The 12,219-nt window shown below is 38.6% G+C and carries 8 protein-coding genes; 3 read left to right on the forward strand and 5 right to left on the reverse strand.

Features of this window, described 5'->3' with window-relative positions; genetic code table 11:
• Positions 1-162: 162 nt before the first annotated feature.
• Complete coding sequence (locus MF646_RS12615; RefSeq protein WP_250096861.1) at positions 163-1,782, forward strand: gamma-glutamyltransferase family protein; 1,620 nt, start codon at positions 163-165, stop codon at positions 1,780-1,782.
• Between the two features lie 35 nt (positions 1,783-1,817).
• On the opposite strand, the gene MF646_RS12620 is transcribed toward MF646_RS12615, so the two are convergent.
• The 4 genes from MF646_RS12620 to MF646_RS12635 form a co-directional block, all read right to left on the reverse strand.
• On the reverse strand, positions 1,818-3,098 hold the full coding sequence (locus MF646_RS12620) for a SulP family inorganic anion transporter (protein WP_250096862.1): 1,281 nt from the start codon (positions 3,096-3,098) through the stop codon (positions 1,818-1,820).
• Positions 3,099-3,303: 205 nt separating this feature from the next.
• Complete coding sequence (locus MF646_RS12625) at positions 3,304-4,824, reverse strand: tripartite tricarboxylate transporter permease (protein ID WP_250096863.1); 1,521 nt, start codon at positions 4,822-4,824, stop codon at positions 3,304-3,306.
• Positions 4,825-4,848: 24 nt separating this feature from the next.
• A complete protein-coding gene (locus MF646_RS12630) occupies positions 4,849-5,331 on the reverse strand; it encodes a tripartite tricarboxylate transporter TctB family protein (protein ID WP_250096864.1) in 483 nt (160 codons plus the stop codon).
• Between the two features lie 80 nt (positions 5,332-5,411).
• Complete coding sequence (locus MF646_RS12635) at positions 5,412-6,386, reverse strand: tripartite tricarboxylate transporter substrate binding protein (RefSeq protein WP_250096865.1); 975 nt, start codon at positions 6,384-6,386, stop codon at positions 5,412-5,414.
• A 641-nt stretch (positions 6,387-7,027) separates the two neighbouring features.
• On the opposite strand from MF646_RS12635, the gene MF646_RS12640 reads away from it, so the two are divergent.
• The gene (locus MF646_RS12640; RefSeq protein ID WP_250096866.1) at positions 7,028-8,863 is read left to right on the forward strand and encodes a bifunctional diguanylate cyclase/phosphohydrolase; all 1,836 of its coding nucleotides are present in this window, start codon (positions 7,028-7,030) and stop codon (positions 8,861-8,863) included.
• A 551-nt stretch (positions 8,864-9,414) separates the two neighbouring features.
• Here the strand turns inward: MF646_RS12640 and MF646_RS12645 are convergent.
• A complete protein-coding gene (locus MF646_RS12645) occupies positions 9,415-10,413 on the reverse strand; it encodes a LacI family DNA-binding transcriptional regulator (RefSeq protein ID WP_250096867.1) in 999 nt (332 codons plus the stop codon).
• Positions 10,414-10,909: 496 nt separating this feature from the next.
• On the opposite strand from MF646_RS12645, the gene MF646_RS12650 reads away from it, so the two are divergent.
• Positions 10,910-12,217 carry a sugar ABC transporter substrate-binding protein gene (locus tag MF646_RS12650; RefSeq protein ID WP_250096868.1) on the forward strand — a complete coding sequence of 436 codons (1,308 nt, stop codon included), beginning with the start codon at positions 10,910-10,912 and terminating at the stop codon, positions 12,215-12,217.
• Positions 12,218-12,219 lie beyond the last annotated feature (2 nt).

Below are 12,219 nucleotides of genomic sequence, written 5' to 3' on the forward strand. Positions count from 1 at the left end.
TGGTAAATAATTATTATTCAGAAATATCAATACTTTATAGACTATCATATGAGAATGATCTATAATTAAAAATATACAAACTGATCAAAAAATTCTCTCTTGTCATACATAAAGGGAAGCGAAAGGGAATTTTTGTTTACAAAAGTAAGGGAGAGAGTAGAGATGACAAATACATATGATTCGTTATATTACCCGTATACCTCTCAACGTAATGTGGTGTATGGAAACAGAGGAATGGTTGCAACATCACAACCGCTAGCTGCCCAAGCAGGACTGCAAATTTTAAGAGAGGGTGGAAATGCGATTGATGCAGCTATTGCGACTGCAGCTTGTTTAACAGTCGTTGAGCCAACGTCTAATGGAATTGGTTCAGACGCATTTGCACTTGTGTGGGTAAAAGGGGAACTTCATGGATTGAATGCAAGCGGACAAGCTCCTATGGCATTGACTCCTGAAGCAATGAGGGAAGCTGGTCATGAAAAAGAACTACCGAAGTTCGGTTTAACACCAGTAACGGTACCAGGAGCACCAGGAGCTTGGGCAGAGTTATCAAAAAAGTTTGGTAAATTGCCGTTAACGCAAGTGTTAGCACCTGCCATTGACTATGCTGAAAATGGCTTCCCTCTTTCACCAACACTCGCTAAGTACTGGAAAAAAGGGTATGAAACATTTGCTAAAGTAGGAAAAGGAGAAGAGTTTACATCTTGGTTTGAAACATTTGCCCCAAATGGGAAAGTTCCTGAAGCAGGCGAAATTTGGTCGTCAAAAGGACATGCTGAAACATTGCGTAAAATTGCTGAAACGAATGGAGAATCTTTCTATAAAGGAGAATTAGCTGATCAAATTGATGCTTTCTCGCAAAAGTATGGAGGATATATTCGCAAAAGTGATTTAGAAGCCTACGCACCTGAGTGGGTGAAGCCTATTAGTGTAAACTACCGAGGCTATGATGTGTGGGAAATTCCTCCGAATGGCCAAGGGCTAATTGCCTTACATGCATTAAACATTCTAAAAGGCTTTGAGTTCAAAGCAAAAGACGAAGTAGAAACGTATCATAAACAAATTGAAGCGATGAAATTAGCTTTCACTGATGGATTAAAATACATCACTGAAGAAAAATCAATGTCCGTGTCAGTTGATGAAATTTTATCCGAGGAATATGCGGCTAGTCGTCGTGCCTTAATCGGCGATGAGGCGTTAACTCCTGAGCCAGGCGAACCGCAAAAGGGTGGTACGGTTTACCTTGCCACAGCTGATGGTGATGGAAATATGGTTTCCTTTATTCAAAGTAACTATATGGGATTCGGTTCAGGAATGGTTGTTCCAAACACGGGAATTTCACTACAAAACCGCGGGAATAACTTCTCACTTGATCCAAAGCATGATAATTACCTTGTCCCAGGAAAGAAAACGTATCATACGATCATTCCAGGTTTCCTGACAAAAGATGGAGAAGCCGTAGGTCCATTTGGAGTGATGGGAGGCTTTATGCAGCCACAAGGGCATGCACAAGTCGTTATGAACACAGTCGATTTCCATTTGAATCCGCAAGCTGCGCTAGATGCGCCACGTTGGTTATGGACAAAAGATAAGACGGTGGAAGTGGAGCCAAGCTTCCCTGATCATATTGCGCGTGCATTGCAGCGTAAAGGCCATAACATCGTGAGAGCTCTTGATGAAGGAGGCTTTGGACGCGGTCAGATTATTTGGAGAAACAATGAGACTGGTGTCTTAAGCGGAGGAACAGAGCCGCGTACGGACGGAGAAGTGGCATCTTGGTAATCAATTAGAACCCCTTATAGATAGCGTTACGCTATCTATAAGGGGTTTCTTTTTTTATAAGGAAACAGAAGTTTCTTTACAAGAGCAACGAACATGGAAAGACCGATTCCAATAAGCAAACCTAAAAAGATATCGATCATCAGGGTTGCTAGAAACGTAGAAAGCAGGATGAGAGCATCTAAAGGAGACGATCTCATAAGTTTTGGTACATGTGATAAGTGAACAAGTTTCGATACGGCTAAAATAATAACGGCAGCAAGTGTCGCTTTAGGTAAGTAATAAAATAGAGGAGTTAAAAATAAGAGTGTTATGATGATGAAAAGAGCCGTAATAAGCAAAGCAAGATTCGTTCTTGCCCCAGACTGATAATTGACAGCCGTACGGGAGAGCGCCCCTGCAACAGGAATAGAACCGATGAAAGAACTTGATAGATTTGCTAGCCCTAGTCCAATTAACTCTTGGTTTGTCTGGATGACTTCTTTTTCCTTTTTGGCTACTGTTTTTGCGACAGCATATGATTCAAGAAAGGAAATGAAAGCAATGGTTGTCGCTATAGGCAAGAGCATTAGAACCGTCTCCATGGTTGGGAACGTAATTATTAACTTAGGTAATCCACTTGGAATTGCCCCGACAACATCAACCCCTCTTTGATCCAAGGCAAGTTGACTGACAAGAAGAATGGAAGAACTAATAACAAGCAAAGGGCCAATTGCAGGAGCGACTTTTTTCAAGAGGAGTAAAAAACATAGGCTGCTAAGACCGATTACCAACGTATCCAGATTTGCTTGAGAAAGATGAGAAGCTAGTAAGACTAAGTAGCTTACGGCATCTTCATAAGGAGGAAGAGAGATTCCTACTAATGATTTCACTTGATTTAAAGCAATGATTATAGCCGCTGCGGAGGTAAACCCAGTAATAACAGCTTGTGAGATAAAGTCAAAAAGAAACCCTGTCCTCAGAATGCCTAGTAACAGATGGATTGCTCCGACCAGTAATCCTAGTAGCAAAATGAGTTCAATAAAGGACGGCGAATGGGGGGAGGCGATACTAGATACCCCAGAATACGCAAGTAACGACACAATCGAAACAGGTCCAACAGATAAATACTTACAGCTTCCGAATAACGCATAGATAATGAGAGGCACTGTGGCTGCATACAAACCAACTACTAGCGGCACCCCTGCAATGGTGGCATAAGCCATACTTTGAGGGATGAATAAAATAGCAACTATTAACCCTGCTACAATATCCTTATGTAAATAAGAACGGTCATAATGAGATAGGCGATACAAGCCAGGCATGAGTTTAAAAAGCATAAGTCGTTCCTCCAAGGACATCTATCAACATTCATTAGAAAAAACTGAGTTTCTCAATATGCTTGTCTAGTATATGTCTGTACGAAGGAAAAATGACTATGATGTAAGAGTATAATTTGGGGCCTTTAGAGATTGTAAATATGTTCCAAAAACAAAGAAAAACGCCCAACTGAGCGTTTTTCTCCGATTATATGAAAACAATCTGCTATGCATTCGCATTATTACGTGCATTTGTCTTTTTCGTCTGCCAAACCGTAAAGGCAATAGACAATACAGTAAGGATTAAGAATGTTAAAGAAATCGGCCGTGTGAAAAACAATGTCCAATCTGGGTCAGACATGAACGCTCTTCGCAAGTTTACTTCAGCGATTGGTCCAAGGATGACTCCAATGATGGCAGGTGCTAGAGCAAATTTATATTTTGTGAATAGGTAACCGATGATTCCCATCACTAAAAGAATATATAAATCTGTTAAACGGTTATTCAGGACGAATGTACCAATTACACATAGTACCAAAATGACAGGGACCAATAGGTGAGTAGGGACTTGCGTCACCTTCATAAAGTATTTAATCCCCAAAAATTGAGTAATAAGCATCCAAAATGAGGCGACAAAGAAGGCAAAGAAGATTCCGCCGACAACATTTGGTTCATTTACGATTAATAACGGTCCTGGAGAAATTCCGTGTACCATTAATGCTGAAAGCAAAACGGCTGTTACTGCAGAACCGGGAATACCTAAGGCGACGGTTGGAATTAGGTCTCCACCTACAGTTGAGTTATTTCCCGCCTCAGAAGCAATAACCCCTTCTTCACAACCTTTACCAAATTTCTCAGGTTTCTTTGACCATTTTTTGGCTTGGTCGTAAGCCACGATGTTTGCAATACTTCCACCTGCTCCAGGGATCGCTCCGATTATGGAACCAATAGTAGAAGACCCAATTAACGTACCAGGCTTAGATAAGACAGTCTTTAATGTTTTAATTGGTTGAAGGACAAAGCTAACATTTTGAAGCTTTTCTTTTTGACGGTCTTCTTGATCTTTCATCATTTCCTTGCGTTCTAAAGAGATAAGAAGACGAGAAATGGCAAACATACCAATTAAGACGACTAGAAAAGGGATACCTGCACGTAAAGCCCGTAGGTCAAAAGAGAAACGAGCAATTCCTGCAATGGGATCGGCACCTACCGTGGCAATGAGAATTCCAAATAATCCAGCAATCAATCCTTTAATTACAGATGCACCTGTCACACTAGCAATAATCGTTAAAGAAACAACAATTAAGGAAAACATTTCCCACGGACCAAATAACAATGCGAATCTAGCTATTTGTGGTGCAATTGAAACTAATAATAATAAACTAATGATCGAACTTAAAAATGATGCCCAAATCCCGATAGAAAGAGCTTTCCCGGGGTTTCCGTTTTTGGCCATTGGATACGCATCAAATGTTGTTGCAATCGATGATGGCGTACCAGGTATGCCTAAGAGCGCAGCACTTATGAGTCCACCTGACATCCCGCCGACGAATACACCAATCATCGCTGCCACCCCAGCAACAGGGTCCATCCCGAAAGTAAGGGGTAAGGTAAGGACAATGGCCATAGCTACTGTAAATCCAGGAATTAACCCTGCTAGAATACCAACAACAACACCAGCCAAAATAATAAGCAATATTCTAATCTGAAAGATCTCAGCAATCCCTAATAGTAATAGATCAAACAATGTGATAACCTCCTTTCACTAATTCTAGAAGAATAACCCTGATGGAAATCGTACATGTAATACATTTTCAAAGAAGACATAAGTCGTTACGGTAATAACAACAGACACAATCGTTGCTACGATAATATCTTTCTTCTTTTTCGGTCCAATAATTAAAGAAGTTACAATGATAAAGATAATAGTAGTGACAATAAAACCGATAAATTGCATTAAAAAGATATAAAGAAATAGACTTATAAGAGTAATAAAGACTAGTTTATATTCTACAAGGACCTCTTTTAAATATTCTCTGACGTTCATCTTACTCAACTCGGCTTTTTGACTTATAAGATCTTTTATTTTTGAGATGACTAAGATAAGAGAAAGAAGACCTAATAAAATAGCAATTAATTGTGGGAAAGACCCAGGATTTAACGTCGTTTCATTAAATTGAGGAAAGTCCCCAGATTGAGAATAAATGATTATACATAACACGATAAGTGCAATTCCGATAAGAAGTTCACCCATTGTTCTCCTCCTTTCAGTAGTTAATGATGAACGTAAAAAAGGGGCCGGCCCGACCCCTTTTTCATTGAATACGTGCGAAATTATTCTGAAGCTTCTATATCTTCAATAATCGCTTTGATAATAGCGTCCTGACTTTCTAAATGCGCTTTATATTCTTCAGGTCCCATAAAGTTTACGCCTGCCCCTGCGTTTGTTACGGCTTCAATATAAGCCGGGTCATTCGCGGTTTCTTCAAAAATTTGACCTAAATAATCAATGATTTCTTGAGGTGTTCCAATTGGTGCGACATAACCACGGTTAATGCTTAAAACAATATCGTAGCCACTCTCAATGAAAGTAGGGACGTCTGAAGCATGGTCTAAACGTTCTTGTGTACCAACAGCTAAAAAGTTCATGTGTCCTGCTTCTACAAAGTCTTTAGCGGAAGGATAGTCAACGATAGCAGCATCGATGTGTCCACCTGCAAGTGCTTGAATCGCTTCACCTAAACCTTCATAACCAACTAGATTGTACTGAATGTCTAACTCTTGTCCCATTTGTTCAAGCCAAACACGTGGAATTCCGCTTACTGTACCACCGAAGCGGATTTCTTCGCTTTGTCCCAATTCAACAAATTCTTCTAATGTTGTCACGTCTAAGTGGCTAGCTACAGCTAGAATTTGATCTGCAGTAGACATTGCCGCAATCGGGATGAAGTTATCAAAGTTAATAGGAGTAATCCCTGAATGATGAGCGACAAGCAGTCCCTCGTGAATTTGTCCCAAATGATAGCCGTTAGCTTCTTTTTCCTCTAGTTCTTCTAAACCAACCGTACCACCAACTCCAGGAAGGTTTACGTTTACAAATGTTGTATCAATTTGGTTTTGAGCATGTTCTGTTACGAGTCTTCCTTCGATATCACTTCCGCCACCTGGCGCCCAAGGGATAATCATTTCAATTTCTCTTTCTGGGTAACTGTCAACGGATGCTTCTTTTCCTCCACAACCAACTAATAGAATAGCTGATAGAGAAACGATAAATATCGTAATGGCTAATTTAAACGTTTTCTTTTTCATTGTGTGTGTTCTCTCCTTTACCTCACAGTTGTATATAGGAAATTACCGACTAGTAATTAATCCATATGGTCTTTTCTCTAGCTTTGAAATGGTTATTGCAATTTTCAGATATTAACCTCTTTAAGATACAATAAAGTTTTCGAAAAAAAGTAATTGTCTGAATCGTCTTTAAAATTATAAAACAATACTAATTTACAGTCAATAATATAAATGAATAAAAATATTCCTTAAAGTTTGATTTATTGAGGGTATACCTCCTTTTTGGATGTAATTATTAACAATTTATGATCAAAAGTTAATATGTGGTTTTGATTTTTATTATTTCACTGTCTGTTTTTATTGTTTTTGTAATATATGGTAATGGGTTGTATTGTTAATAGAATCTTAATTATTTATTTCTAGTTTATTTATCCATCAGTATGTTGATAGAATAAGAGTCTAAATTAGATTATTGATTAAAGCATTGGATTGCAGTCTAGTAAGAATGTTGCTAAACTAATATAGATCAATTGTTTAAGTTTTGAAGAAGCTTGGACTTATTTCATCTCAGTTGTTGCATCAGGCTTCCAATTAGTCATAATTTTTTAGGGAGAGGCGTACGAGCCTTCTCCTTTTACTATGTATTAGAGAGTTGAAGACGAATGAATAATAAAGGTTTATTTAAGCAAAAAGCGAATATGTACGTTATCTTTCTCTCTATTCTTGGGATTGCACTCTTTGCTTTGTTTGGGGATATGACGTTTGATGAATATTCGCCTATATTATGGGCCTTGATGGCTTGTTTAGTAGCCGTATTAGTTCTATGCAGACATTTTACGATTCTACTCCCTCCAAAGGGAAATGCACTTTCAATGGATTCAGCTATTTATTTAGCATGTATTTTTGCCTTTGGTCTTGAATTTACGTTACTGATTCTTTTTGTAAGCAGTATCATCGGCGCGCTTTATCAGGTGAAAATTCTTTGGTGGAAGCATATTTTTAACTTTGCGACTTTTTCAATAATGATCGTTTCTGCCTATTCGGTTTTTGTCTTAACGGGTGGCCAAGCTGGGGTCATTAGTCCTGAATTAATCCATAGTTATATTTTCGCTTTAGTTGTTTACATGTTATTAAATGTTTTTTGTATTGGGATGTATTTCTATTTGCTCGATGCCGATAGTTTATTAGCAATCGTTCTTGGAGCAATCAAAGAATCACTTTCAAGCTATATTAGTATTCTCATTTTGTCTCTGTTACTTGGAATTTTGCTTTTACACCAGCCATTTTATGGACTGTTTCTTTTTTCTTGTTTGCTATTAGTCCTATCATATGCATTTAAAATGCACTTCAAATTATATGAAGAAGCATCACTGAGGGCTAACGTGGACCAGCTTACTGGCCTTTATAATCATGGTTATTTTAAAGAGCTGTTAGAAGGGCTTGTGAAAGAGCAAAAGGATGAGAAAATGAGTTTGGCAATGATCGATATTGACGACTTTAACAAATACAATGGTTATTTCGGCCATCTACAAGGCGATGAATTGCTTAAGTGCGTTGGCCTTGTATTAAAAGAGGGCTGTGGTGGCTCTAATTACACCCTTGCACGGTATGGTGGAGAAGAGTTTACGATTTTAATGCCTAATACAACAGAAAATGATGCTTTTAAATTTGTAGATGGACTGCGTAAGAAGATGAATGATACGTATTTCAAAGGAGTCGAAATCTTGCCGCATGGGTGCTTGTCGTTTTCTGCGGGAATTATTTATCAGGAAGGAATGATCGATAGTTCTTCTGAGTTATTAGGTCAAGCAGATCGGGCGCTGTACTATGCTAAAGCGCAAGGAAAGAATAAAATCCATTTATATGATGAAAAAGATGTCGTTCAAAAAAATCTCGATGAAGAAAAAGAGATCGAGTTGCTTGAGCAGCAAGTTCGGATTTTTCTCTCAAAGGATATTAATACGTACAAGCATAGTAAACGTGTATTTACCTATGCGATTCATTTTGCTAATAAATTACAGTTGAGTGATTATGAGAAGAAAACATTGATCATGGGTGCCTTAATTCATGATATTGGGAAGCTGGAAATTCCAAGGGATATTATGAATAAAGAAGGAAAATTAGATCCGCATGAATGGGAAATGATCAAGAAGCACGTTACTTGGGGCAAGGAGATTATTTCTATAAATAAAGATTTATTACATTTGGTGCCGTTGGTAGAACTTCACCATGAACGTTATGATGGAAAAGGGTATCCACATGGGTTAAAAGGGGATAGCATCCCGAAATTAGCGAGAATTCTCTGTATCATTGATGCGTTTGATGCGATGACAACCGAGCGTCCGTACCAGAAAACCAAAACATTCGAAGAGGCAATTGTTGAGCTAGAGCAATGTTCCGGCAAACAATTTGACCCGAAATATGTACCGTTGTTTATTGAGATGATACGAGAGGGCGAGATGAGGGTTGATGGGGAGATAGAGGCTGTGAACGCGTAATAATTAAAGGCTGTTTTCTTCCCATGTTCGTTACATTACGCTCCAGCCACTCGCACCCGCAAGGAGGTGGCGAGCCTCCTCGGCTGCGAGGCCACTGAAAAAAGTGCTCGTTTATTTCGGACTTGAAAAGGAGCTTCGACCTCGCTCCCGGGATGGGGGGCACGCTTTCCGCAGGCGGGCGTTGAACTAACCGGCTGCGCCGGTGGATTTCAACCTGCCCTTCCCTCCTGTAGGAGTCGGCCCTCCCATCCCGTCCGCTTTGTTGAGCGGAAAGATAGAAATTCCCTACTCTTCAACGATCAAAAGAAATAGGAGAAATAGTGTAAAAAGGCCTTTGAGAAATGAAACTCAAAGGCCTTTTGTCTACAGTCTGAAGTTTAATTTTCATCAAACATTTCACTGTCATTTTATTTTATAATTTAGGTATTACATAGATGTAGGTGAATCTAATGATATCAAATCCCCAAAAAACAACAATGTATGCGAATTAAAAGATAAGAAGCCTAACAGTTGAATTCAATATTGTTAGGCTTCTTTTCGTAACGCTTGTTCTAAGTCGTTTCTCCTCTTATTAGCTCAATATCAACAATGGTGTTGTTTCGTTTTTCTCCATCTTTGTCTTCAATCATGTTTATTAACGTAGAGCATAACTCACGACCGATACGGTCAACGGGTTGCTTAACTGTTGTGAGCTTTGGTTTTTGCAGCATTCGGGTAAAAGAGTTAAAGTCATATCCGACAATCTTTAGTTGTTCTGGTACGTTAATGCCTCTTTTTTGTGCATGGATATATAAAGCGTAAGCCAATATATCATTACTGCAAAAAACACCATCATAGGTGAGAAGTTCTTTGGATACTTTCTCTTCGATAAATTTTTCATGATGTTCGAAAAATGAAAATGTGTCTCTGCTATATTCTTCTTCAATAATTTTATATGGTATGTCATGCTCCATGCATACAAGTTTAAAAGCATCGGAACGCCTATTTGGTAACATATCTAAATCGAGAGGGCCTGACAAGTGCAATAGCTTTTGGCAACCACTATCTACTAAGTGTTTCGTTGCGACACGGCCTCCATTAAAGTTATCTGATCCCACATATGGAATATCGTTAGACATGATTCGGTCAAATGAAACAATTGGCAGATCTACCTTTTTATATTCTTCTACATCTAATGTTTGGCTGCACATGATAATGCCATCTACTCGATTTTCACGGAGCATTCCGATATAATTTGTTTCTTTTTCCGCCTCGTCTAGTGAGTTGCATAATAAGAGTTTGTAATTATTCTTATATGCGTATAATTCAATGTTCTTAATAAGTTCAGCGAAAAAAGGGTGTTCGGAGTCAGGGACAATCACACCTAAGAGATAGGATTGACTTTTCTGAAGTGCTCTAGCGATTTGATTAGGAGAATAATTAATGTCAGCCATCGCTTTTTCGACTTTTTTACGGGTTTCTTTGCCGATATATCCTCTGTTATTAATTACCCTTGAAACCGTTGTCACGGAAACTCCAGCTTTTTTTGCAACATCTTTAATATTAACCATTGATTTCTCCTTGTTTAGAATTCATAAGAAATATGAAAACGTTCTACTTAAAACATACCAGAAACGAACAGAATGAGAAAGTGAGTTCATCTGGGAAAATTTGAAATTTGAGTGTACAAAGAGTGTACCATAAATGTGGTAACGTATGTCATAAATTTTTTTTCAGCAATTTTAGTAGATTTAGTATGAATAAATCATAGTTTTCTATTTGTTCATCTCATAAAATAGAGATATCAGTCACAAAAACATGTTATCGTTACCTTAAAATTAGGTTTTCCTAAGAGGTGTTTAGTCATTTTTGTATATTTATTGTTAAAAACTTTAGAGGAAATCGTGATTTTTTAAAGGTTTTTATGAAAATATCTAATAAATAAATGTGGTTTATTTTATGAAAACGTTTGACATATTTTTAAACCTTGGCTATGATGTGTGTAAGCTCTTACAAAAGAGTGCTAGTTTACTAAATTTCAAAAAATAAGAGTTTGGGGGAATGATGATGAGTCGAGCTAAGTTGCTATTTGTTTTCATGCTCATGGTATTGTTGTTAGCGGCATGCGGCAATAACAATCAAGAAACATCTACTGATGAAGGATCGAGTGTTGATGAGAGTCAAGAGGGTGCGGGAGTCACTGAACTAAGCATGTGGATTCACCAATCAGGCGAAGAAGAGACTGAATTTTACAAAAAGAGAATTGAAGAGTTCAATGAAGCTCATGATGGCGAAATTAAAATCAATGTCGAGGTAGTTATGGATGATGGCGGCAGCTCCTATAATGACAGCTTAAATGCTGCATTAGTTGCTGGCAATCTACCAGATGTGTTAGCGCTTGATGGACCTTTCGTTGCTAGTTATGCAGATGCAGAAATTATTGCTCCTATTGATGAGTATATCTCGGATGAAGACAAAGAGGATTTTGTAGACTCCATTCTTCAACAAGGTACGTATAATGATCAATTGTATTCTTTAGGTGCAATGGAGTCTTCAGTCGTTCTTTACTACAATAAAGAAATTTTTGAAGAAGAAGGGATAGAAGCACCAACAACAATTGAAGATGCATGGACTTGGGATGAGTTTATGGCTGTTGCTAAACAACTAACAACGGATGATCGTTATGGACTCAACTTATTTATGGATTATGGTGTTGGTGAGTGGTATACCTACATGGGCGCACCGTTTATTTGGTCAAACGGAGGAGAGTTAATTTCTGAAGATGGCACAACGGTTGATGGGTATTTAAACGGCCCAGAAAGTGTTGAAGCGTTTGAGTACGTGAAGAGTTTATTTGAAGAAGGTGTCGTTAGTTTAACTCCTTCTGAAACGCAATTTGAGTCAGGGAATGCGGCAATGGCTCTTGGAGGACCTTGGATTGCCGTATCTGCAGAGAATGCTGGAATGGACTATGGAATGATGCCTTATCCATATAGCGAAGTTCCAAAATCACCGTCTGGAAGTATGGCTTACGCAATTTCTACACAGGCTGAGCATCCAGAAGCTGCTTACAAAGTGATGCAATGGATGACAAATGAAGAATCAGTAATTGGCTTATCTGAAGTTACTGGCATGCCTCCTGCTCGTAAGTCAGCGTTTGAAAGTATGGAAGAGTATAATGAGTTACCGAAAAAGATCATGCGTGATCAAGTTGTGCAAACAGCACATGCACGTCCTACTACGCCGGCATATCCGGTATTAACAGATGCGTTTGCTCAAGCGTTTCATGCAATGGCACTAGGCGAAGACGCGCAGTCAACGTTAGATCAACAAGTTACACGAGTAGAACGAGAACTACGTCGCTTTAATCAGTAAGA

This window comes from Halalkalibacter alkaliphilus, assembly GCF_023555415.1.
GTDB classification, from domain to species: domain Bacteria; phylum Bacillota; class Bacilli; order Bacillales; family Bacillaceae_D; genus Halalkalibacter; species Halalkalibacter alkaliphilus.